Source organism: Caldicoprobacter sp. (genome assembly GCF_047459465.1).
Classification (GTDB): Bacteria; Bacillota; Clostridia; order Caldicoprobacterales; family Caldicoprobacteraceae; genus Caldicoprobacter.
In genome coordinates, this window is the sequence record NZ_VSCO01000006.1 from 1 (window position 1) to 23,307 (window position 23,307).

General features: G+C 46.7%; 21 protein-coding genes and 1 riboswitch. Of the genes, 20 read left to right on the forward strand and 1 reads right to left on the reverse strand.

The annotated features are described in order from the left end of the window. The 4 genes from FWJ59_RS00915 to FWJ59_RS00930 all read left to right on the forward strand — a co-directional run. The coding region (locus tag FWJ59_RS00915; RefSeq protein WP_414480105.1) for an RAMP superfamily CRISPR-associated protein at positions 1-571 on the forward strand (571 nt) is incomplete at its 5' end. Positions 572-584: 13 nt separating this feature from the next. Further along, positions 585-1,379, forward strand: coding sequence for an RAMP superfamily CRISPR-associated protein (locus FWJ59_RS00920; protein WP_414480106.1), 795 nt, complete (start codon positions 585-587; stop codon positions 1,377-1,379). 99 nt (positions 1,380-1,478) lie between these two features. Continuing rightward, complete coding sequence (locus tag FWJ59_RS00925; RefSeq protein ID WP_414480107.1) at positions 1,479-1,988, forward strand: hypothetical protein; 510 nt, start codon at positions 1,479-1,481, stop codon at positions 1,986-1,988. A 55-nt stretch (positions 1,989-2,043) separates the two neighbouring features. After that, positions 2,044-3,000, forward strand: coding sequence for an aldo/keto reductase (locus tag FWJ59_RS00930; RefSeq protein WP_414480108.1), 957 nt, complete (start codon positions 2,044-2,046; stop codon positions 2,998-3,000). 52 nt (positions 3,001-3,052) lie between these two features. On the opposite strand, the gene FWJ59_RS00935 is transcribed toward FWJ59_RS00930, so the two are convergent. Further along, positions 3,053-4,405 (reverse strand): sn-glycerol-1-phosphate dehydrogenase, encoded by a 1,353-nt coding sequence (locus FWJ59_RS00935; protein ID WP_414480109.1) that lies wholly within the window; start codon positions 4,403-4,405, stop codon positions 3,053-3,055. A 304-nt stretch (positions 4,406-4,709) separates the two neighbouring features. Between FWJ59_RS00935 and FWJ59_RS00940 the strand changes: the two genes are divergently transcribed. The 16 genes from FWJ59_RS00940 to FWJ59_RS01015 all read left to right on the forward strand — a co-directional run bounded on the left by FWJ59_RS00940 (position 4,710) and on the right by FWJ59_RS01015 (position 23,306). Continuing rightward, positions 4,710-5,273 carry a chromate transporter gene (locus FWJ59_RS00940; protein WP_414480110.1) on the forward strand — a complete coding sequence of 188 codons (564 nt, stop codon included), beginning with the start codon at positions 4,710-4,712 and terminating at the stop codon, positions 5,271-5,273. Between the two features lie 3 nt (positions 5,274-5,276). Beyond that, positions 5,277-5,864: a chromate transporter gene (locus FWJ59_RS00945; RefSeq protein WP_414480111.1), complete on the forward strand. Its 588-nt coding sequence runs from the start codon at positions 5,277-5,279 to the stop codon at positions 5,862-5,864. A 133-nt stretch (positions 5,865-5,997) separates the two neighbouring features. Continuing rightward, positions 5,998-6,161, forward strand: a riboswitch (cyclic di-AMP (ydaO/yuaA leader). 295 nt (positions 6,162-6,456) lie between these two features. Beyond that, positions 6,457-7,431: an ABC transporter ATP-binding protein gene (locus tag FWJ59_RS00950; RefSeq protein WP_414480112.1), complete on the forward strand. Its 975-nt coding sequence runs from the start codon at positions 6,457-6,459 to the stop codon at positions 7,429-7,431. An 88-nt stretch (positions 7,432-7,519) separates the two neighbouring features. Next, the gene (locus FWJ59_RS00955; RefSeq protein WP_414480132.1) at positions 7,520-8,485 is read left to right on the forward strand and encodes an ABC transporter ATP-binding protein; all 966 of its coding nucleotides are present in this window, start codon (positions 7,520-7,522) and stop codon (positions 8,483-8,485) included. Positions 8,486-8,564: 79 nt separating this feature from the next. Next, a complete protein-coding gene (locus FWJ59_RS00960) occupies positions 8,565-10,130 on the forward strand; it encodes an ABC transporter substrate-binding protein (RefSeq protein ID WP_414480113.1) in 1,566 nt (521 codons plus the stop codon). 18 nt (positions 10,131-10,148) lie between these two features. Continuing rightward, positions 10,149-11,069, forward strand: coding sequence for an ABC transporter permease (locus tag FWJ59_RS00965; RefSeq protein ID WP_414480114.1), 921 nt, complete (start codon positions 10,149-10,151; stop codon positions 11,067-11,069). Between the two features lie 27 nt (positions 11,070-11,096). Beyond that, entirely contained in the window at positions 11,097-12,020 is a 924-nt protein-coding gene (locus FWJ59_RS00970; RefSeq protein ID WP_414480115.1) for an ABC transporter permease, read from the forward strand. 162 nt (positions 12,021-12,182) lie between these two features. Further along, positions 12,183-12,470 carry a 30S ribosomal protein S6 gene (gene rpsF, locus FWJ59_RS00975; RefSeq protein WP_414480133.1) on the forward strand — a complete coding sequence of 96 codons (288 nt, stop codon included), beginning with the start codon at positions 12,183-12,185 and terminating at the stop codon, positions 12,468-12,470. Between the two features lie 19 nt (positions 12,471-12,489). Continuing rightward, positions 12,490-12,930 carry a single-stranded DNA-binding protein gene (locus FWJ59_RS00980; RefSeq protein WP_414480116.1) on the forward strand — a complete coding sequence of 147 codons (441 nt, stop codon included), beginning with the start codon at positions 12,490-12,492 and terminating at the stop codon, positions 12,928-12,930. Positions 12,931-12,951: 21 nt separating this feature from the next. Further along, positions 12,952-13,197 carry a 30S ribosomal protein S18 gene (gene rpsR, locus FWJ59_RS00985; protein ID WP_414480117.1) on the forward strand — a complete coding sequence of 82 codons (246 nt, stop codon included), beginning with the start codon at positions 12,952-12,954 and terminating at the stop codon, positions 13,195-13,197. A 221-nt stretch (positions 13,198-13,418) separates the two neighbouring features. Then, the gene (gene ebgA / locus FWJ59_RS00990) at positions 13,419-16,550 is read left to right on the forward strand and encodes a beta-galactosidase subunit alpha (protein WP_414480118.1); all 3,132 of its coding nucleotides are present in this window, start codon (positions 13,419-13,421) and stop codon (positions 16,548-16,550) included. A gap of 411 nt (positions 16,551-16,961) precedes the next feature. Beyond that, complete coding sequence (locus FWJ59_RS00995) at positions 16,962-17,426, forward strand: CtsR family transcriptional regulator (RefSeq protein WP_414480119.1); 465 nt, start codon at positions 16,962-16,964, stop codon at positions 17,424-17,426. Positions 17,427-17,459: 33 nt separating this feature from the next. Beyond that, positions 17,460-17,966, forward strand: coding sequence for a UvrB/UvrC motif-containing protein (locus FWJ59_RS01000; RefSeq protein WP_414480120.1), 507 nt, complete (start codon positions 17,460-17,462; stop codon positions 17,964-17,966). A 13-nt stretch (positions 17,967-17,979) separates the two neighbouring features. Beyond that, on the forward strand, positions 17,980-19,011 hold the full coding sequence (locus FWJ59_RS01005) for a protein arginine kinase (protein ID WP_414480121.1): 1,032 nt from the start codon (positions 17,980-17,982) through the stop codon (positions 19,009-19,011). Positions 19,012-19,203: 192 nt separating this feature from the next. After that, complete coding sequence (locus FWJ59_RS01010) at positions 19,204-21,642, forward strand: ATP-dependent Clp protease ATP-binding subunit (RefSeq protein WP_414480122.1); 2,439 nt, start codon at positions 19,204-19,206, stop codon at positions 21,640-21,642. Between the two features lie 203 nt (positions 21,643-21,845). Continuing rightward, entirely contained in the window at positions 21,846-23,306 is a 1,461-nt protein-coding gene (locus FWJ59_RS01015; protein WP_414480123.1) for a hypothetical protein, read from the forward strand. Position 23,307: the final 1 nt, after the last annotated feature.

Consider the following 23,307-nt stretch of genomic DNA (forward strand, 5'->3'; position numbering starts at 1 on the left):
TAAAGAGCGCCAAATGGATCGGCAACAAGGAAAGGAATTTTCTTTGGGCAAGGAACGGTATAAGGAAAGCTGTCCAACCTGTAAGCTGTTTGGCTCTACTATTCTAAAAAGCCGTGTATATTTTGACGATGCTTATCCGATAGGGAAGTATAAAATAGGTTCACGCGTATCAGTGGCAATAGACCGCATAACGGGGGCAGCTATGAAAGGACCGGTTTACGAATTTGAATATATAGAGAATGCCCTGTTTAAATGCAATATATACCTCAAAAACTTCTTCAGATGGCATATTAAACTGCTATTTGAGATATTCGACAGGATTGACCAAGGCTTTGTGGTTTTTGGGGGCCTTACCTCAAAAGGATTTGGGCAGATGAGGGTTCAAAATGTGAACATGATGGTGCGCTATTTCGGAAAGCATGAGGAAATGGAGGGATATATAGATAAAGGATTTTTCAAAGAAAAGAGCATAAGCGGCCGTGAAACGATATCGGCTTTGCTGAAGGATGTATCCATTAATGATCAAAATTTATTGCAGGGATGTGATCTGGAATATGACAAAGCCCTATGATTTTGTCCCTTTCTTGAAATGTAAAATTTATGATGAAAATGGGACTTTAGAGGGTCGCATTCCGATTAAAGTGAAGGTTTTGACTCCCGTCCATATATTTTCTGGGCACTTAAAGGTACAAGAGAACGGTAAAATTTACAGGGAGTTTATAAAAGTAAATAGGACACCCATTATCCCAGGAACAAGCTTTAAGGGGTGTGTCAGAACCATCGCAGAAAGCGTATCTCACAGCTGTTTGAGAACATCGCAGAAAGATAAAAAGGTGCCTGCAGATAAGCAGCATGATGAAAAGCATAGGTGTATAATATGCGACATGTTTGGAAGCATGGGACACAGGAGCAAGGTGCGATTTAGCGATCTTGTCGCCGTGAATTATGGGACTTATGTCAGGGGCATACCAAGGAGTTTTAAGCCAAACCCGGAAAGCGGCTATTATATAGAAAACGGCAAGTACAAAGGTTATAAGTTTTACAAGCATGGGGTAGATGGGATTCAACCCACTGGCCCTATTTTATGCGAATTTGTGACCACAGGAGCCGAATTTGAAGGAGAAGTACTATACAGTGGATTGACCCATAAACAACTGGCACTTTTGTGCTTTGCACTGGGATTAAGTGGTGATATCCATCCTAAAATTGGATACGGGAAAGCCTTTTTTTACGGCAGCATTGCTATAAGCTCACACCCCGAGTGGGCTGACAAAGCACGGCAATATATCAACGAGTGTTCCCATGAAGTGAAGGGGAATATAGATGCTCTTATAAGAATATTAAACTACAACAACGCATTGAAGTCATATGATGGATAGTTATGATTTAATTAATTCGCATTGCCTTTCCCATATATGGTTTGTTTGAAGAAATGCTTTTTGTGATGAGCTTTTATTGCTATGTGAGAGGTGATCATCATGCCCAAGAGCAAAGAAGAATTATTGATTTGCGCAGAGCATGCAGCTGATTATATAGTAAAGTCGGGCAGCACCGGTTTTGTAAGTTTTATATTGGACATGATAAATATTGTGCGTGAAAAGAAGGAGCCGGAGGACCAAAAGCTTCAGAGCTTTTATAAAATGCTGTACGATGTTCGGGATTCGAATTTGGAGGTAATAGGAGGTGGAAAAAGCCTTAAAAAAGCCTACAATGGCTTTATAGACGGTTTCTTGAAAATATCTAAAAAGTTCCCGCTGAAATATGAGATAGGTAATGAAGAATTTAGAGAATTAAATTTAGAGGAGCTATATTACGTTTTTGGGTGGGTAAGGCGTTTGGTGAAAGCTCGAGAATATGAGATGCGGAGCAATAGTAAAAACAGAAATGAATGCCCTGATGCTCAGCATGGTAGAGGCCGGAAGGTAAATGGCGGCATCTTCAATACCCAGCTGCAAGAACAATTGAAAAAGTTGAAAGAAAAGTTTTAAAATTTAAATATCATTATTTTTAGTAAACAAAAGTAAACAAAAAGGAGGCAAAAAGATGCGGTATAAAAGGCTTGGCAACAGTGACCTTGTTGTTTCGGTAGTAGGCTTGGGAACATGGGCTATTGGAGGTGATTTCTGGGGCAGTGTGGACGATGCACTCTCTATCAAGACCATTCAACGGGCGATAGACTGCGGTATAAACCTCATTGATACCGCACCGGCGTACGGCAATGGCCATGCTGAACGCATTGTAGGGGAAGCCATAAAGGGAAGGCGCGACAAGGTGATAATTGCCACCAAGTGCGGCGTTCTCCGTGATGGGCCGCGGTTTATACGCACCCTAAAGCCCGAAACCATAAGGAAGGAGATTGATGAATCGCTGCGGCGCTTGGGGGTTGATGTGATAGATCTGTATCAGATCCACTGGCCCGATAAAAATACGCCTCTGGAAGATTCGGTAAATGAGCTGGTTAAACTGAGGCAGGCTGGCAAGTTCAGGTACTTAGGGGTTTCCAATTTTGATACGAAACTCATGGAGCAAATTATTTCCATGACCGATATTGTCAGCCTACAGCCGCAGTATTCATTGCTTGAGAGAAGCATAGAGAAGGATGTATTGCCCTTCTGCAGGGAGAAAGGGATAGGCGTCCTTACATACGGTTCACTGGGTGGAGGCATATTGACAGGAAAATTTAAGGAAAGGCCCAAATTGGAGAAAGGAGACCACAGGGATAGGTTTTATCCATTTTTCCACGAGCCTTTATGGAGTAAGGCCATGCAATTGGTAGAGGCGCTGAGGGAAATTGCCTACGAGGTGGGCAAGCCCGTAGCACATGTGGCTATCAACTGGGTAAATCAGCAGGAAGGAGTGACCTCGGCGCTAGTAGGTGCCAAAACTCCTGAGCAGGCCGAGCAAAATGCGGGAGCCGGTGAATGGGAATTGTCCGAGGAACACTTGAAACGGATTGAAGCAGCTTATAAAAATATATTTGGTTCCGATGGTGTCGATTAATGGGAGAGCACCCACGGCTTATGGTGGGTGCTCTTTTGATTTTTATAATTTTTCATACAAGATTCATTATCTCTTTTATTTTCTCCTCCAAAATGCCCAGGTCATCGGCCAGCCGGAGAATGGTGTAGTAGGGGCGGATTTCTTTGGCGTAAAGCAGAGCTTCTTCCACCAGGCTCTCTTCTATGCCCAGAGCCCGGGGGGTAAAGTTGGCGCCAGCCGTATGCAGCCATTCTTTTACCGTATTGAGCGAAGGTACCGACGAGATGAGCGGTTTAAGGTGAGTTTCCCATTTTTCCTTGATGTCATACAACCTGCGTTCATAAATAGCGGGATTCCAGTTTTTACTGTCATTTGAGCCTATTACCTCATGGGCAATGGGACCGAATACTTTATTTACCCTTTGGCACCATTCCTGGTAAGAAGTTCTGGTAATCACAAGGTGCGGTATGTCTATGTTTTTGGGGTCCAGAAATACCAGCTCGTTGTATAAGGCTACGGTATAAAGGACGGCCAGGCCCACCTTCGTGCCATGCAAGAGAGGCTGACGCCCTTGCATGAAATATTTCATCTCGATATAGTGGGATATGTGGTGTTCGCTACCGGAAGCTGGCCGGGAATTGCCCGTCAACATCATGGCAATGCCCGATAGTATAAGGGCTTCCATAAGGGCCTGTATGCCTTCGGGCTTTCTCTGGGCTATTTGCGATGCCTTTGAGAGGACTTCTTCCAGAGCTCTTTGGACCATGTTTTTAGCTACAGGGCACAGCCTTTCATGCATTACGATAACGCTCATCTGCCAATCGGCCAGTGAGGTGACCTTGCCCAGTATATCGCCAAAACCGGCCAGTATCATATCATCGGGAGCTGAACACAGCATATCGGTATCGGCTATTATTGCAAGTGGGTGAACGGCGGGGTATGTACGCTTAAATCCGTTTATGAGCAGGGGGGAGACGGTGGATGCGTATCCATCCATGGAAGGGGCGGTTGCAAATATAATATAGGGCTTGCCTGTTCTATGGCTTATAAAGCGCGTTATGTCATTGATGGTGCCCGAACCCACCGCTATCAGAAAGTCCGTTGAAGGGTCAAACTTCAGCAATATTTGCGTGATGGCGTTTTCGTTGGGGATTACTATGGGCTTTTGCTCGAGCATGCACACCCCTATATCATATCCTTTGTCTGAGAGCATCTCAAATATACGATTACCCGCCAATTCCCAGGTATTATCATCGCATATCATCAAGCCACGCTTTCCCATTCTTAATTCGGCCACGATTAGAGGGACGTCTTCTTCGGCTTTTTGCTTTATTATCACGTGCCTTAAAGGTATCGTATGCGTCAAGCCGCATTGGCAGAGGAATGAAGAGCCAATCATATCCTTACATGACGATAGTACCGACATTTCCCATTCTTCCTTTCATGTGCTTTATATTTAAATTCATTTTACATCACAACGTATCACGTTACAACTTGATGCTCCACTTTTACGGATCTTTTTGTCCTGGAGCGGTGGATGATTGCATAATATTTCAGGCGCAAGTTATGACCTGCTATTGCGAGTAAGTTTGCATCTCCAAATACTAAATATATGGCGGGGATTTTCCGTGTTGCTTTCGAACATGGACACGAAAATTGTCCTCTGCTTGAAAAAGGTAATGCTCATTGTTATAATAAACAAATAGCCAAATAAAAGGGGTTATGCCAGTATGAAAGACAATGATAAATGGAGGAAAATACGGAAGCTATTCTTAGTCTTTTTTCGCATAGGAGCCTTCACCTTTGGCGGAGGGCTGGCAATGATTCCCTTCATCAAAAGGGAAATAGTGGACAGCAACCATTGGATTGAGGAGGAGGACATCGTCGATATATTTGCCATGGTGCAATCCGTGCCAGGGGTGATTGCGGTTAATTCGGCGATATTTGTCGGGTACAGGGTGGCCGGCATGTGGGGGGCTGTAGCTTCTGCGGTAGGCGTTGTGCTCCCATCGTTTATAGTTATCTCGGTCATAGCGCTTTTCTTTTCGAGCTTTAAAAAAGTGCCGGTAGTTGCAAGGGCCTTTGAGGGGATCAACGCCGGTGTGGTAGCGCTTATAATAACGGCGCTGGTTCAGCTCATCAAGCCCAGCATAAAGGATAATTATGGATGGGCTATTGCGGCCGTTGTGTTTATTATCATGAGCCTAACCGATATAAGTGCTGTATACGTACTATTGGCATCGGCTGTATTCGGTATAGCCATAAGCTATATAAACAGGAGAAAAGGAGTTTAGAGCATGTACAAGCTGTACCTGGAGCTGCTAATCATCTTCTTTAAGATAGGGCTATTTACCATTGGCGGAGGATATGCCATGCTTCCTCTCATCCAGCGAGAAATAGTGAGGCATGGCTGGCTTACCTTTAAGGAGACCATAGACATAATAGCCGTGTCGGAGATGACGCCTGGGCCTTTTGCTATAAATGCAGCCACCTTCGTTGGGACCAGGACCTCAGGCATATTGGGCGCCACTTTTGCTACCGCTGGGGTAGTGCTGCCCTCGTTTTTAATAGTTACGCAGGTGGCCAAGTACTCGGAGCGCTTTAAGGATCAGGCCCTTGTGCGGTATGCCCTGTATGGTTTGCGCCCTGCGGTCATAGGGCTTATAGCATCGGCTGCTTTTTTGATTGCCCGTACCACCTTTTTTGCGGTATCGAACGGGCAGGGACACCTGTTTTCCGGAATAGGCAATATTTTAAATGCAATAAACTGGCGGGCCATAATGATATTTGCTGTTGCTTTAACAGCCAGCTTGAAGTATAAGGTTCATCCGATACTTCTCATCATCGTGTCGGGTCTGTTGGGGATTATACTGTATTCGATATAGAAAGATTGAATTTTCTTCTTGAAATAAACGGCAATTTATAGTATACTGACCGTAAGGTGTATTAACCAAAAGGCGATTCATATTGATGAATTTAACCATCTTAAATTTAATAGCTCGATAGCGTAAAAGCTTTCAATCTGGAGCGCTGAATTCTTTGCAAAAAGAAGCGGGGGACCCAATTATTCGGGGTGAATCACCTTGGAGGAGGCTTTGTAAAAGCCTTGTGTGCCAAGGTGTAGGGCTATACCTTAGGCCCGAATCCGTCAGCTAACCTCGTAAGCGTGTAAGGGAGATTGAGAGCCTGAGTGGTATTTGCGTGCTTAAAGGCTATGGGTCTCCCATAGCTTTTTGATTTTTCTACGCCAAATATCTTGTCGCAATCCATTTTTTAAGCAGGAAAGGGTATTTTGGCGAGTTAAAAGCCTATTTTATTAGCGCCCCAAACTGAAGTGCGTATCTCGGTACTTTAACTCATTATTTCACACATAAATTATTTACTTATGTATTTTTTATCAATTGATGTATTTTTGACTCAAAGTGTAGCCTTTAACCATTTAAATCAATTTTGTCATGGAAATTATTGGGAAGGAGGATGTCGTTGAGTGAACAAATTCTTACGATAAACGATTTGGCCGTTTACTTTTATATGGATACACGAATAGTTCCTGCAGTGGATGGAGTGAGTTTCTCGGTTTCCAGAGGAGAGACGCTGGGATTGGTTGGAGAATCGGGGTGTGGTAAGAGCGTAACTGCCCTTTCCATTATGAGGCTGCTACCAAGTCCCCCTGCTAAGATAGAGAGAGGCGAAATTTGGTTTAAAGGAGAAAACATTTTGGACAAAACAAACGAAGAGATGAGAAAGATCCGAGGCAACGACATATCCATGATATTCCAGGAGCCTATGACTTCTTTGAACCCCGTGCTGACGATAGGCTATCAGCTTTCCGAAGTTATCATTCAACACCAAAATGTCTCCAAAAAAGAGGCTTTGGAAAGAGCTATAGAAATGCTTAGAATGGTTAAAATTCCGCTACCCGAAAAGAGGATAAAGCAATATCCTCACCAGCTGAGCGGCGGCATGAGGCAGAGGGTAATGATTGCCATGGCGCTGGCGTGTAATCCCGAGCTGCTCATTGCAGACGAGCCTACAACAGCCCTGGATGTAACCATTGAAGCCCAGATACTGGAGCTTATAAATGAGCTAAAAGAGAGGTTTGGGTCGTCGGTCATCATGATAACCCATGATCTGGGGGTTGTGGCTGAAACAGCCGATAAGGTGGCTGTAATGTATGCAGGCAGAATTGTTGAATATGCCGACGTATACTCTATATTCAACAATCCAAAACATCCATATACGCGGGGCTTGCTAGAGGCTATTCCTGATATGGATTTGCCACGGGGCCAGAGGCTTAAGGAGATAAAAGGAGTGGTCCCACTGCCAGACGAGATAAAGGAGGGCTGCAGGTTTAAGACCAGATGTGATTATGTAAAAGCTGAGTGCATGTTTCATGAACCGCCTTTGACACAGGTGGGCTCTGCCCTTGTCCGCTGCTGGAATTATGGTTGAGGTTTTACTGGTATGCATCGATGTGTGGCTACCGAAAAAAGCCTGTTGGCAGACGAAGATAAGTTAAAGGGAGTATGGAGGTATGGCTGTGACTGCAAATATTTTAGAAGTAAAGGGCTTGAAAAAATATTTTCCATTCAAAAAGGGCTTATTAGGTAAGCCAGTAGAATATGTGAGAGCGGTGGATGGGGTTGATTTTCACATAGGGTATGGGGAGACACTGGGCTTGGTTGGAGAAAGTGGATGCGGTAAATCCACCACAGGGCGCACTATCATGCGACTGCTGGAGCCTACAGAAGGGGAGATATTTTTTGAAGGCCAAAATATAACGCATTTTAACAAAAAGCAACTCAGACAGGTATACAAGCATATGCAGCTCATATTTCAAGACCCCTTTGCATCTTTGAATCCCAGAAAGGCGGTAGGTAATGCTGTAGCTGAGGTACTCCTCGTCCACGGTATGAGAGATAGTATTAAGCGGAGGGAGAGGGTTGAAGAGCTGTTTGATATGGTAGGGCTTAGGAAGGAAGATATGGACAAGTATCCCCATGAGTTCAGCGGCGGACAGCGGCAAAGGATAGTAATCGCACGGGCTCTGGCCGTCAATCCTAAACTGCTGATATGCGATGAGCCGGTATCCGCCCTTGATGTGTCCATTCAGGCCCAGGTCATAAACCTCCTCATGGATTTGAAGGCGCGTTTAAACTTATCATATCTATTCATATCTCATGACCTGCGGGTGGTTAGGCATATCAGCGACCGCGTGGCGGTAATGTATCTGGGCAAGATTGTGGAAATGGCGCCTGCCGAGGATTTGTTCAGGGAACCATTGCATCCCTACTCAAAAGCCTTGCTTTCGGTCATACCCGTTTTGAAGCCCGGACGAAAAGGGAAAAGGCTGGTGCTGGAGGGCGAGATACCCAGCCCGGTCAACCCACCTCCGGGGTGCAGATTCAGCACCAGGTGCAGATATGCTACAAAACAGTGTAGCGAGATTGAGCCGCCAATAAAGATGGTAGGCGACCAGCATTTTGTGGCCTGTCACCTATATTGAAGGGCGCTTTGTGTAGAGCCTTGTTAAGGTTATGGCCAGTTTAATTCCAAAGGTAAAAATCAATAAGGAGGGATCTAGAGTGAAAAAAGCATTAAGGGGAATTGTGGTGTTGCTTTTGTTGGTAACGTTTTTACTAGGCGCTGTGGGAGGGTGTTCCAAAAAGGCCAGTACTAAAGCTTCTGAGAAGGTCTTGGTCATTGGATATGATAGGGATGCTGAAATTATGGATACCATAAAGACATCGTGGTATTCCGATGCCCTGATTTACATACACGATAGACTTGTCAGCAGGGACTATGAATTTGGCTATCAGCCCGGATTGGCCGAACGGTGGGAGGTATCGGAAGATGGGTTGGTATGGACCTTTTATCTGAGAAAGGGCGTAAAATTCCATGATGGTTCCGACTTTACGGCCAAGGACGTTAAATGGACCATTGATACCATAAAGGATCCAGCCACGGGTTCTCCTTTTAGGGCAGACCTTGATGCCATAAAGGAAGTCCAGATTGTTGATAACTATACGGTAAAGATAATCCTGAACTATCCATATCCTAACCTCTTGTTCAACCTATCCAATACCGCCGCTGGCATACATCCAGCCAATGCCTATGAGAAGTACGGGGAGGATTATGGGAAAAAGATCGTAATAGGTACAGGGCCTTACAAGCTTGAGGAGTGGATTCCGGGAGACAGGACGGTGCTGGTCAAAAACGAGGATTACAACTGGGGCCCCGAATGGATGTCCAATAGGGGTCCAGCCCTTATTGACAAGATAATCTTGAAAATCATGCCCGATGAAAGTGCCAGGATCATGGAGCTTGAGACGGGTGGCATTCACATACTCAGGAATGTTCCCGAAACCTATGTGGAAAAGCTGGAAAAGAATCCCGATATCACGGTTTATAAGAACCCCGCTACCAAGCTGGGATACCTTGCCTATGCTACCGACAAGGAACCCTTTAACGATGTAAGGGTCCGCAGGGCCATAAACCATGCTTTGAATAAGGAGGAAATTATACAGTTTGTCTTCAAGGGGATAGGAGAGGTGGCGTATGGGTACCTACCTCCTGCTCTCAAAGATGAATATCTGGAAGAAAGCAGCCAGTTGGCTTATGAATACAATCCCGAAAAGGCAAGGCAGCTATTGGCTGAGGCGGGTTATCCCAATGGTTTTAAGGCGACCCTTTCGGCTGATAACTCATCTAAGAGTAGCAAGCTGGCCGAGATTATTCAGCAGCAACTCAAGGAAGTGGGCATAGAGACCCGCATTCAGCTGTACGACTCTGCCAGCTACGCTGATATGCTAAAGGAAGGCAAGCAGGAACTGTTCATAAGGGAGTACAGCTGGCCCAATGCGGATATACTTGACTGGTTCTTGCTTTCGGAGCGCTTCCCGTATCCAAACCATTCAAGATGGAGGGACCCCAAGACCGATGAGCTCATCATGTTTGCAGCTAGAAGGCCGACCTGGGCTGAAAGGGCCGAGGCGTACAAGGAGGTACAGCGTTATTTGATCGAACAAGCTGTATGGGCGCCCATCTACGTGCCCATGAATATAATCGCGGTACGCAAGGAAGTGAAAAATTTCAAGTATCATCCTTGGATGCTGCAGTACAACGACGGGTTTGACATAGAGGTGGAGTAGGGGGATGGGGTGTAGATTATGCTCAAGTACATCGTAAGAAGGATAGTTTTAATGGTACCGGTGATCATAGTCATGACCCTCATTGTTTTTTCAATATTTTATTTTGCTCCGGGGGATCCGGTATCCCGGATTGCAGGGCCCAACGTAACGCCCGAGGTTTATGAGAGCATAAGGCGGAAGTACGGGCTGGATCAGCCCTTCATTATACAGTATTTAAGGTTTATGAAGAGTGTAATAGAAGGAGATTTAGGCGTTTCCATCCTTCAGGAGCGGCCGGTAATTGAGATGATAAAGGAAAGGCTGCCTGTCACGCTGGAAATCGGCCTGCTGGGATTCTTAATAACATTTTTGATTGCCATCCCGGTAGGGGTGATAGCAGCAGTAAAGAAAAATACCCTGGTGGATTATATGTGTATGTCAGGTACTCTATTGGGAGCAGCCATCCCCACATTCTGGCTTGGCATGCTGCTTATGTACTTTTTCGCCTATAAATTGAGGTGGTTCCCCATTTCGGGATACGGAACCATCCGGCACCTTATCCTTCCCGGCTTTGCCATTGGGCTGACCAATGCAGCCGTAACGGCTAGGATGGTGAGGTCAAGCATGCTGGAGGTTTTAAATCAGGATTACATAAGAACTGCCAGGAGCAAGGGGCTTTTTGAAAAAGTGGTGATTTACAGGCATGCGCTCAAAAATGCTCTGATACCTGTTATCACGCTTATGGGCCTTAGGCTAGGATGGATCATTGGCGGGTCGGTGGCTCTTGAGATAATATTCAGCATCCCGGGGATAGGGCGATTGATGGTGGATTCTATACTGGCACGGGATTATCCCGTTGTCCAGGGTTCTATGATAGTGCTGACTTCCTCAATAATCCTGGCCAACCTTTTGGCTGACGTATTGTATGCCATTGTGGACCCCAGGATAAGATACAGCTAATCTTGCTGAAAGAAGGTGATATAAGGGATGATTGCGCCGCAGAGTAGGAATGGAGGAGTGTATATCCAAAAAGAATGGATTGAGCAGCAGGCTCTAGAAGCAAAGGAGGGAAAGGAACGCAGGCACCTTATCGATTTCTTTGCAAAGCTTTTCAAGCATAAAGGGGCTGTATTTGGCGCGGTGATCATAGTGTTGTTTGTGTGTACGGCGGCCTTCGCACCATGGCTGGCACCTTATGAGTACGATAAGCCCGATATTTCGGCTGTGCTGCAGCCTCCTTCTGCTGAACATCTGTTTGGTACCGACGAATTTGGCAGGGATATATTCAGCAGGATAGTTTACGGAGCGCGGATATCCCTGAGGGTGGCATTTGTAGCTGTGGGAATCTCGCTGGTGATAGGTACGGTACTGGGTGCCCTGGCCGGATATTACGGCGGAGTTGTGGATTATATCATCACCTCTATAACCGATGTAGCCTGGGCCTTTCCTACCACCCTTTTGGCCATAGCCTTCATTGCCACTTTAGGAACGGGGGTTGAAAACGTCATAATAGCCATCGCTCTTGCCAGCTGGGCAGGATACTGCAGGGTGGTAAGGGGCCAGTTTCTCTCTTTAAGGGAGCGGGAGTTTGTTCAAGCTGCCCGTATTCTTGGAATGAGCGATGCCAGAATAATATTCGGACATGTGCTCCCCAATGCGCTGGGGCCTGTGATCGTCATGGCTACTTTAGAGCTGCCCAAGGCCATAGTAATAGAGGCTTCTTTGAGCTTTTTGGGATTGGGGGCTCAACCGCCTGAGCCCAGCTGGGGAGTTATTTTGGATAGCGGTAAGGGGCTACTTGACCAGGCGCCGTGGATTTCCTTTTTTCCAGGGCTTATGATCATGCTGGTAGTACTGGGCTTTAATCTTTTTGGCGATGCATTGAGGGATGTTCTGGATCCCAATTCATAGTCAAATTTTTACAATTAAAGCGGAATAAACTTTTTGTTGCATTTAACCACGTGCAATGATATAATGCAAATGGTGAAAAAGTGGAAAAGCAGCATTTTTGCCGTATCCTTGCTCTGCTTTGAAGCAGGGCCAAAGTCCAAAAGGAGGTGAAACCGGATGAGGATAAGGAAGTACGAGACCATGTATGTGCTCCGCCCTGATCTGGAAGAAGAGGCAGTTAAGCAGAATATCGAGAAGTTTTCAAATCTCATTGCTGAACAGGGTGGACAGGTAGAAAAGGTTGAGGAGTGGGGCAAGAGGAAGTTGGCTTATCCCATCGAGCACTTCAGAGAAGGTTATTATGTGCTCATGAACTTTACTGCAGGGCCTTCCGTCCCACGGGAACTAGAGCGCATGTATAAGATCACGGATGGGGTTATCCGCTATCTGATTGTCCGGGAGGACGAATAATAGAAAGTGGGTGTAAAAATTGTTAAATAAGGTTGTATTGATTGGGCGTTTAACAAAAGACCCCGAGATTCGGTACCTCCCTAGCGGAGTTGCGGTAACTACTTTTTTCTTGGCGGTAAATAGAAATTTTACCAACCAGCAAGGAGAACGTGAAGCTGACTTTATTCCCATTGTAGTATGGCGGGGATTGGCTGAAACGTGCGCTAAGTATCTCAGTAAGGGCAGGCTGGTGGCCGTCTCGGGAAGGATTCAGACCCGTAGCTACGAGGGACGCGACGGACAGCGACGCTATGTGACCGAAGTGGTAGCAGACGAGGTGGTATTTTTAGATCGCGATGGATCGGGGATGGATAGGAGTGCGGTGCCGTTTGATGACCTGCCCCATTCGGAGCAAGAATACGAGGATATCCCTGCTGGTTTCCAATACATCGAGGGTGAAGAAGATGAGCTTCCATTCTAGAGTGGAAGGAGGTAAAGGTGGATGGTTGAAAATGCAGTAAAGCCTTCTAGGGGAAGGCGTAATAAAAAGAGAGTGTGCAGCTTTTGCCTAGATAAAATTGAGAAGATAGATTACAAGGATATTCAGAGGCTGAGAAAATATATGACCGAGCGAGGGAAAATTCTTCCTCGTAGGATTTCTGGTAACTGCGCAAAGCATCAAAGGCAGCTCACTGTGGCCATTAAGAGAGCGCGCATTTTAGCGTTGTTGCCTTTCACCGTTGAGTAAAGGGGCAGAAAAGATCGTCCTCATCGATGGGATGATGAGGTGCGGTCTTTTTTGTTTTATGAAGAGTTGATGTTGGCTTTAAAAGGAAGTAATGAATGACACCAGAAAAGATATAGCACGCTACAGGAATTTATTCAAAAAGCATAGGCGGGCTATGATGCGCAAATAACAGCTTATTTCCCAGCCTAAAATCTATTTCCTTGAGGAGGAGTGGTTTTATTATGCAAGAGATAGTAAAACCCCTAAATGACTGGGAAAATCCAAAGGTACTTCAGCGCAATCGCATGCCCAGTAGAGCTTATTTTATTCCATATCATGATGAAGCCTCGGCTATGATAGGCCAGCGGGGAGCTTCTGAACGTTTTAAGCTGCTCAATGGAGCATGGAAATTCTATTACGCAGGGTCGCCTGCAGAAGCGCCTGAAGGGTTTTATAGGGAGGATTATGATGTAACGGCGTGGGATAGTATTCAGGTGCCTTCAAACTGGCAAATGTGGGGATACGGGCGGCCGCACTATACCAACGTGATATATCCTTTTCCGGTGGATCCCCCACGGGTACCCAGTGATAATCCTACTGGCTGTTATAGGCGGGATTTTTATATACCCGAAAGGTGGGAGGGTTACCAGATAGCCTTAAGGTTTGAAGGGGTGGACAGCGCATTTCATGTATGGGTAAACGGCAATGAGGTGGGATACAGCCAGGGCAGCCGCTTACCAGCCGAGTTTGACATAACCCCATGGGTTCGTGTGGGTATGAACACTTTGGCCGTCAGGGTGTACCAGTGGAGCGATGGGAGCTATCTGGAGGATCAGGACATGTGGTGGCTGAGCGGCATATTTAGGGACGTGTATCTCCTCGCCAGGCCCAAGGTACACCTGTTTGATTACTTTGTGCGTACCCAGCTGGATGAAAACTATAAAGATGCGGTTCTACATATCAAAGCTGTTTTGAATAACGCATTCCAGCAAGAGGTAGGCGGTCAATTAGAGGTTAAGCTCTTGGATGCCTGTGGTTGTCCTGTTATCGAAAATCCGCTGAAACGGGAGTTCTTCATATCTGCTGCTGGTCAGGCCACGTTGGATATAGAAATACCTGTAGCCAACCCCAAGAAGTGGTCGGCTGAATCGCCTTATCTGTATAAACTGCTGCTGATCGTAAAGGATGCTGATGAGCGCATTTTGGAAGTCATCCCCTCCAGAGTAGGGTTCAGGTCCATAGAGTTGAAGGATGGTAACTTTTTGGTTAACGGTGTCGCCATAAAGCTTAAGGGGGTAAACCGACACGAGCATCATCCCGACCTTGGTAGGGCGGTGCCCCTGGATGCGATGATACAAGATGTTATCCTCATGAAGCGGCACAATATAAATGCGGTACGAACTTCCCATTATCCCGATGACCCCAGGTTCTATGACCTATGCGACGAATACGGGCTTTATGTCATAGACGAGGCTGATCTTGAATGCCATGGCTTTGCGGTGATTAAAGACTGGAGTAGATTGAGCAATGATCCTCAATGGGAAGAGGCATATGTGGATCGGATAGAGAGAATGGTTCAGCGAGATAAGAATCATCCCTGCATCATCATGTGGTCGCTGGGCAACGAATCGGGCTTTGGGCAGAACCATGAGGCCATGGCCAAGAAAGCTCGCCAGATCGACCCCACCCGTCTCATCCATTATGAAGGGGAAACCAGGCTCATATTTGACAATGAAGAGGTTGAGCCTAAAGTATCCGATGTGTACAGCACCATGTACACCTCCATCGATAAGATGATAGAGCTGGGGCAAAAGACAGGTATCAAAAGGCCTCATATACTTTGCGAGTACGCCCATGCCATGGGCAACGGGCCGGGCAATCTAAAAGAATACTGGGAAGTTTTCTATAAATACAAGAGGCTACAGGGAGGCTGCGTATGGGAGTGGCTGGACCACGGCATCAGGCGAAGGGCGGATAATGGAGAAGAATACTTTGCCTACGGCGGCGATTTTGGAGATCAGCCCAATGACGGGAATTTCGTCATAGACGGTCTGCTGTTCCCAGATAGGACGCCATCGCCCGGTCTGATAGAGTACAAAAAGGTGCTGGAGCCGGTAAAGGTAGAGGAAGTGGATTTAAAGGCTGGTAAGGTGCGTATTATAAACCGGTATGACTTTATTTCGCTGGACCATCTGGCCTTGTCTTGGGATATAACGGCCGATGGACAAATATTGCAAGGTGGACAGGTTGACATACCTCATATTGAGGCCGGCGACAGCCAAATTGTGACCATACCCCTGCAAATGCCCCAGGTCGCTAAACCCGGTACCGATTACTGGCTGAATTTGCATTTTGTCTTGGCGTGTGATACACCGTGGGCTGAGAGAGGATATGAGGTTGCCTGGGCGCAGTTTAAGCTGCCGGTTGAATCTCCTGCTCCTAAGGTATACGTGGCATCCATGGCGCCGGTATCTTATGGACAACAGGGGAACAAGCTGCTGATTTCAGGCGCAGATTTTGAGCTGGTGTTCGATAAGGTGAGGGGTATCATACAATCTTGGAGATATCAGGGGATGGATATGTTGGTGAAAGGGCCAAAGATGAACTTCTGGAGAGCGCCCACTGATAACGATGTACACGAGGCGGTCATGTGGCGCAGGGCAGGCCTTGATAAGCTCCAACATCGCATAGATAGCGTTGAGGTTAAATCTTGCGGGAAGAGCGCGGTGCAAGTAAAGGTCACCTCGCGCATAGCCCCTCCAGCATATGATTGGGGCATAACCTGTGAGTATATATACAACATCTATGGCAGCGGAGATGTGGCTATGGTAGTCCATGGTGTACCGCAGGGGGAGCTACCGGATACCCTGCCGAGAATAGGGCTGCAGATGGCTTTACCAGCATGTATGGATTCTGTATCGTGGTACGGGCGCGGTCCTGGCGAGAGCTATTGTGACAGCAAGGAGGCCAACCGATTTGGCGTATACAGCTGTAAGGTGGATGATTTGTACACGCCCTATGTACGCCCACAGGAAAATGGAAACCGCACCGATGTGCGGTGGGTATCCTTCACCGATACCCGTGGTATGGGCTTGCTGGCGGTGGGAATGCCGCAACTGGAATTCAGCGCCCACTGGTTTACCACACAGGACCTGGACGCAGCTTCTCATACATATGAGCTGACAAAGCGCGACTTCATCACCGTGAATCTGGATTACAGGCAGCACGGGCTGGGCAGTGCCAGCTGTGGGCCTGGACAGTTACCGCAGTACAGGTTGCTGCCCCATGAGTTCAATTTCAGCGTGAGGCTCAGACCATTTTCCAAGGATGCGATATCCCCAATAGAGCTGGCTAAACAGGTAATAGAAGATTGAGCTTTTTAAACGAGAACCTCCTACGGGGCTTAGGGTATAACAGCCTTGTAGGAGGTTTTTATTGTGGCATCAATTTTTAAGCATCAACGATGTCTTTCTCCCGCTTTTTTACTTTGCTCCAACTGCTTTAGCTTATTATCATTGCTAGAGCTTGTATGATAATAAAAGTTTATAAAAATGAAACATAAATTAAGTGCGATAGAGATACAGGGTTTAAAAATGTATAAAATAAAGCAGTAGCTAGACAAAAACCGGTTTAAACATTTAATTTTTGGAGTTAAATGGATGTAATTTAAAAATAGAGCATAAAATACAGGGAATCCCTTGAATATTAAATGTTATTTTTCTGTTATAATTGGTTATAATTAAAATGAAAGTCAGAGAAGGTCAATAACCAAAGAGGTGATGTGGATGGCACGATTGAGCGACATGATTGAAGAGTTTATAAAGACACTGCTTGAAGAGAGCAATGGGCAGCTGGAACTTCAAAGGAACGAGCTAGCGGATTATTTCGAGTGCGCGCCTTCACAGATCAATTATGTATTGGCCACGCGTTTTTCCCTTGATCGCGGGTATTATATAGAGAGCCGAAGGGGCGGTGGAGGATATATCCGTATTATACGTTTAGACATGGATAACAATGATTATATAATGTATCTGCTTAAGGAAAGGATAGGCAATCGTATATCGCAGCAGGCAGCCGAAGACATAATTTATCATATGCTAAATAAAGGGATTATCACCGAGCGGGAATCGCTCATAATGAAAGCGGCTATACAGGATAAAGGGATAGGCATTCCAACGAACTTGAAGGATAACGTTCGCGCCAGCATCATGAAGGCGATGCTTACCGCCATTTTAACGCTGCGTAACTGATGCTGATTTTAATTCAAAAAGGAGTGAAATTCAATGCTATGTCAACAATGCCAAAAACGCCCCGCGACGGTTCACTTTACAAAAATAGTCAATAACCATAAGACGGAACTTTACTTGTGCGAGGAGTGTGCAAATCAAAAAGGGGATTTCAAGGTGTTTGTTCCATTTTCCATAAACGACCTTTTAACTAGTTTCCTGGATATGGGTAAGGCAGCCGTTCCCGTTGAGAATCAGGGCTTGATCAGGTGTAAGTCCTGTGGCATGGACTTTATGCAGTTCAGAAAGCTTGGAAGGTTAGGATGCCAGGATTGCTACAAATATTTTGCTGACGAGCTTACCCCTGTAGTTAAAAGGGTACAAGGGAGCCTGAAGCACAACGGCAAGGTGCCCAGGAGGGCGGGAGTAGGTTTACGCCTTGAGCGACAGATTCAGCAGCTGAAAGCCCAGCTTCAAAAGGCCATCGAAGCAGAGGCTTTTGAAGAAGCTGCCAAGTTAAGGGATCAGATACGGGAGCTTGAAAAGCAGCTGGGGCAGCTATAAGGAGGGGATTTGAATGAGCTGGATAAACGAGAGCGGACCTTACAGCGGTATAGTAATGAGCAGCCGAATAAGGATTGCAAGAAACATTGCCGGATTGCCCTTTCCGTCCATAGCAAGCCAAGAAGTATCGCAAAAAGTTGTGGATATGGTGAAGAAAAGCATTCTGGAAAGCAACTCGATACTGAGCCGTGATTTTGACTTCATTCCTTTAAAGAACTTGAGTGATGTGGAAAGATATGTGCTAGTCGAGAAGCATTTGATAAGCCCGGACCTTTTGGAGCGTGCAGAGGTAGCCGCTGTCCTCATCAATCACGATGAACAAATAAGCATAATGGTCAATGAAGAGGACCATATACGGATGCAGTGCATCTTTCCCGGATTTCAGCTCGACAAGGCTTGGGAACTGTTAAACAAAGTGGACGACATCGTGGAGGAGAGCATAGAGTACTCCTTTGACGAGAATTTAGGGTATCTTACCAGCTGCCCCACCAATGTGGGTACGGGCATGCGGGCGTCGGTGATGATGCATCTACCAGGGCTTGTGGCTACCGATCATATAAACAGCGTTTTGCATACCATATCCAAAGTGGGCTTGACTGCCAGGGGCCTTTATGGTGAGGGAAGCGAAGCCCTGGGCGATATTTACCAGATATCCAACCAGATCACCTTAGGCCCAACCGAGGAAGAAATAATAAGCAGCATCAACATCGCCGTACGTCAAATAATGGAGAATGAGAGGATGGCGCGGCAGGCTTTGGTACAGTCCGGCAAGCTGGAATTTGAAGACCGCATATGGCGGGCTTTAGGAATGCTAAAATATGCTAGAAAGCTGAACCTGCAGGAATTTATGTCCTTGCTGTCCCAGGTACGGCTGGGGGTGGATATGGGTATCATCAGTGGGATAGATGTTGTGATGCTCAACGAGCTAATGGTCAAATGCCAGCCGGCCCACCTTCAAGCTTATGTAGGCAGAGAGGTAAGCGCGCAGGAATTGGATGTGGCAAGGGCCGACAGGGTCAGAAAGGAGCTGAGCAAAGTTGTTTGAACGTTTTTGTCCATGGTGCCGAGGGTATAATAAATAGGAATAAGATGTTGTTTTAAGATGAAGGAGTAAAGATCATGCTTTACTTTACACTAAGATGAGGAACAAATGCGGTTTAAATATAGGATACCTTTGTCAGGAGAACATTTGATAGAGGAAAATTAAGGTATAAGCAAAAGAAAGGGAGGGTGAAAAATGGCGTTTTTCGGAAGATTCACCGAGCGGGCTCAAAGGGCTTTGATGTATGCTCAGGAAGAAGCGCGGGCTTTGGGACACAACTACGTAGGCACAGAGCACCTGTTGCTGGGGCTAATTCGTGAAGAAGAAGGGGTTGCTTCACAGATCCTTAGGCAGCTGGGCGCCGATGCAGACAAGGTCAGAAGGCAAATAGAGGAGCTGATTGGCAGAGGCACTTTCAATTTCAATGAAGGTTTTGGATATACTCCGCGTACCAAGCGGGTTATGGAACTCAGCTTTTACGAAGCACGCAATCTTGGCCATAATTACGTGGGTACAGAACACCTGTTGTTGGCGCTCCTTAGGGAAGGAGAAGGGGTGGCGGCACGAATTCTCAAAGACTTGGGGGTGGATTTCCAGGCGGTTAGAGAACAGCTGCTTAAAATTTTGAAGGAGGAAGGCGGTGAACCGCGCACAGCCGCCAAAAGGCGCAAGAGCAATACTCCTACGCTGGACCAATTTGGAAGGGATCTCACCGAAATGGCACGGGAAGGCAACCTTGATCCAGTGGTAGGAAGGGAGAAGGAAATAGAACGGGTGCTTCAGATTTTAACCAGGAGGACCAAAAACAACCCCGTTTTGATTGGCGAACCGGGGGTAGGTAAGACGGCCATCGTTGAAGGGCTGGCCCAAAGGATTGTCGACGGCAATATTCCCGAGCTTTTGCGCGATAAGAGGGTCGTTACCCTGGATCTGTCGGCTATGGTGGCGGGTACCAAATACCGTGGAGAATTTGAAGAGCGCATCAAGACCGTGATGGAAGAGATAAGGAAGGCCGGCAATGTGATCCTCTTTATAGATGAGATGCATACCATCATTGGCGCCGGCGCAGCGGAAGGAGCCATTGATGCTTCCAACATATTGAAACCGGCTTTGGCCCGTGGCGAGATCCAGGTAATTGGGGCCACCACCCTAGACGAGTACAGGAAGCACGTGGAAAAAGACCCGGCTCTGGAGAGGAGATTTCAGCCGGTGATGGTGGAGGAACCCTCCAAAGAGGAAGCCGTCCAAATATTGATGGGTCTCAGGGACAAGTATGAGGCTCACCATAAGGTGAGAATCACCGACGAGGCCATAAAGGCGGCTGTTGAGCTATCGGCACGGTATATAGCCGATAGGTACCTTCCCGACAAGGCTATTGACCTCATCGACGAGGCGGCATCCCGTGTGAGGCTACAGGCTTTTACGCCTCCTTCTAGGATAAAGGAGCTAGAGGATAAGCTAGAGAAGCTGAAAAAAGAAAAAGAAGAGGCCGTCATGAACCAGAACTTTGAAAAGGCCGCACAGATTCGCGATGAGGAGCAGTTGATTCGTCAACAGATCGAGAAAGAGAAAGAAAAGTGGGCTACGCAAAACACCGCCAATACCGAGGTAGTGACGGAAGATCATATAGCCCAAATCGTATCCAGCTGGACGGGAATACCCGTTCAGAGATTGGAACAGGGTGAAGCCGAGCGGCTGCTTAAAATGGAGGAGATACTCCACAAGCGCGTCATTGGGCAGGATGAAGCGGTGCGCGCGGTGGCAAACTCCATAAGGAGGGCACGGGCAGGGCTTAAGGATCCAAAACGCCCCATAGGTTCATTTATGTTCTTAGGGCCAACGGGCGTAGGGAAGACCGAGTTGTGCAAAGCCCTCGCGGAGGCTCTCTTTGGCGATGAAAACGCAATGATACGCATAGACATGTCTGAGTATTCGGAAAGGCATACTGTGTCCAGGCTAATCGGTGCACCTCCTGGCTATGTGGGATACGAAGAGGGCGGACAGCTCACCGAAAAGGTGAGAAGAAGGCCGTATTCCGTGGTGCTGCTCGATGAGATCGAAAAAGCACACCCTGACGTGTTCAACATATTGCTGCAAATCCTTGAGGACGGCCGGCTTACCGACGGCAAAGGCAGGACGGTGGACTTCAAAAATACCGTCATAGTCATGACCTCCAACGTTGGAGCCCATACCATCAGGAAACAGAAGACCCTTGGTTTTGCAGCAGGCGATATGGCTGCCACCGAATACGAGAAGATGAAGGACAACATAATGGAAGAGCTGCGTAAGACCTTCAGGCCAGAGTTTCTCAACCGTCTGGACGAGATCATAGTGTTCCACCCGCTGGAGGATGAGCATTTGAGGCAGATTACTTCTCTGATGATACAGAATGTTGCCAAGCGCCTTGAGGAGAAAAATATATTCCTGGAAGTCAGCGATGCAGCCAAGGAGTATATGATTAAACAGGGATTTGACCCCCTATATGGTGCCAGACCTTTGCGCAGGGTTATACAGAAAACCCTGGAGGATAACCTGTCGGAGGAGATCCTTGCCGGGCGTGTCAAGGCGGGAGATAAGGTGTTACTGGACGTTGAGGATGGAAAGCTGGTGTTTAAAAAACAGATACCGGTATAAGTAGTGTAATATGGCCGGGCATAGAAGCCCGGCCTTTTGAATTGTCATTGGGTGTTGGAATTGATATGGATGGGTGGTATAATAAAACCAGGCTTGTAAGTTTTTGTTTTTATGTAATATTGCCTTGAGGTTGCCGGCAACAAAATTCGTAAACAAACGTCTAATCTGTTAAATTTTTGCAAATTTATGAAAGGGATGACATTATGGAGTTTAAGGATGCTGTATTATGGATTAGGGATAGGGCGGAAAAGGCCATGGAGCTTTTAAAGCATGAAAGGGTCCGGGCCATGGCCATAGCTTGTACGTGTGCTTTAGTTGTTGTGGTTTTCGGGTTGGTATTAAAAGGCGATGTTTTGTGGCATACCGATTTGCCGGAAAGGGTTGAAGAACCGATGGAGGAAATTGTTTTAAATTCCCCTGAAGAAGACGATTTTGTGCGGGAGCCCAAGCTATCAGATGACGATGAAAAGGTGCAACCCAAGCAACCACTGGTCATAGATCTATCAGACGTCAGAATAGATTTGGAGACCGAGATGGTGCAAATAAATGAGCCTACCCCATATGGTAGGGAACTCCTCTATTCAGCCGGCAACTCTTCCAGCATCGAAGGCCCCGTGCTTACCAAACTTTTTCTGTATAACCTGGATACCATGGAGCAAACTCAGGTTGCTGAGACCAAGGTTAAGTTTGGCGAGATCTATGAAGGAAGGTTCAACGAGAATTGGATTGTGTGGCTGGATACAAATCAAAGCGGTACCAACTATATATATGCCTTAAATAGAAAGACGGGAGAAATATCTCAGGTTAAACGCTGTGATCTCAATAAACCACAGCTGGTGCTGTACGGCGATAACCTCGTATGGGTAGAGCAAAAGGACGAGGAAAATGACAGGATGTATCTGTATAATTTTAAGTCAGGGGAGCCTGTAATCCTTGAAAGCTTTAACAATCCCACGTATGGGACATGTCCACCTGCATTGTACGATGATATCTTAGTATGGGTGTGCCCGTCGCCGGAGGACGCGGGCAAAAGCATTATCAAAAAGCTGGACCTTAAAGAGGCATTGACGATAGGGGCAGCTACGGCACAGGATTCTGTCATCCAGCCAAGCGGGGATGGGCCCGTAGCTCAGCCTGACGATATCTCCGCAAACGATACATTGCAGCAAGGAGAGACAGCTATTGAAGTCGAGATCGTTGACGTTGAGGGCGAGGGTGAACTGAGACAAGGAGAGAACCAGGATGATGAGATTTACGAGCAGGTAGAGGCCGAAGTGGTGGAGCCACAGATCATAGACCCTCAAGGGTTTGCTATTTATCCTCAGACCAACGGCCAGGTAATCGCCTGGTTGGACAGCCTTAATCCTTCAGATGCCAGGTTGCTGATGACCAGAGACGATGGCAAGACCATACAGGTGGTTGCACAGGGCGTTGGAAGGCTATTTGGAGTAGGGGACAAATTTATAGTCTATACCCAGAATGATTCTATAATGCTATATTTTTGGGAAATAGATTGCTATGCTCGGCTTACCAAACCCGATGAAAAGGGGATGCTGTCCAAAGCTTGCGTGGCGGGCAATGTGGTGGTATGGTATGATATAACCGATGCATCCCAAAGAAAAGATAAAGTAAGAATCAGCATCATTGAACAACCGGATATATAAA

Bases quoted from the DNA above. Each gene is read 5' to 3' on its own strand.
- FWJ59_RS00925 (WP_414480107.1), top strand. From the start codon at position 1,479: ATGCCCAAGAGCAAAGAAGAATTATTGATTTGCGCAGAGCATGCAGCT.
- FWJ59_RS00930 (WP_414480108.1), top strand. From the start codon at position 2,044: ATGCGGTATAAAAGGCTTGGCAACAGTGACCTTGTTGTTTCGGTAGTA.
- FWJ59_RS00935 (WP_414480109.1), bottom strand. From the start codon at position 4,405: ATGTCGGTACTATCGTCATGTAAGGATATGATTGGCTCTTCATTCCTC.
- FWJ59_RS00940 (WP_414480110.1), top strand. From the start codon at position 4,710: ATGAAAGACAATGATAAATGGAGGAAAATACGGAAGCTATTCTTAGTC.
- FWJ59_RS00945 (WP_414480111.1), top strand. From the start codon at position 5,277: ATGTACAAGCTGTACCTGGAGCTGCTAATCATCTTCTTTAAGATAGGG.
- FWJ59_RS00950 (WP_414480112.1), top strand. From the start codon at position 6,457: ATGTCGTTGAGTGAACAAATTCTTACGATAAACGATTTGGCCGTTTAC.
- FWJ59_RS00965 (WP_414480114.1), top strand. From the start codon at position 10,149: ATGCTCAAGTACATCGTAAGAAGGATAGTTTTAATGGTACCGGTGATC.
- FWJ59_RS00970 (WP_414480115.1), top strand. From the start codon at position 11,097: ATGATTGCGCCGCAGAGTAGGAATGGAGGAGTGTATATCCAAAAAGAA.
- rpsR (WP_414480117.1), top strand. From the start codon at position 12,952: ATGGTTGAAAATGCAGTAAAGCCTTCTAGGGGAAGGCGTAATAAAAAG.
- ebgA (WP_414480118.1), top strand. From the start codon at position 13,419: ATGCAAGAGATAGTAAAACCCCTAAATGACTGGGAAAATCCAAAGGTA.
- FWJ59_RS00995 (WP_414480119.1), top strand. From the start codon at position 16,962: ATGGCACGATTGAGCGACATGATTGAAGAGTTTATAAAGACACTGCTT.
- FWJ59_RS01000 (WP_414480120.1), top strand. From the start codon at position 17,460: ATGCTATGTCAACAATGCCAAAAACGCCCCGCGACGGTTCACTTTACA.
- FWJ59_RS01005 (WP_414480121.1), top strand. From the start codon at position 17,980: ATGAGCTGGATAAACGAGAGCGGACCTTACAGCGGTATAGTAATGAGC.
- FWJ59_RS01010 (WP_414480122.1), top strand. From the start codon at position 19,204: ATGGCGTTTTTCGGAAGATTCACCGAGCGGGCTCAAAGGGCTTTGATG.
- FWJ59_RS01015 (WP_414480123.1), top strand. From the start codon at position 21,846: ATGGAGTTTAAGGATGCTGTATTATGGATTAGGGATAGGGCGGAAAAG.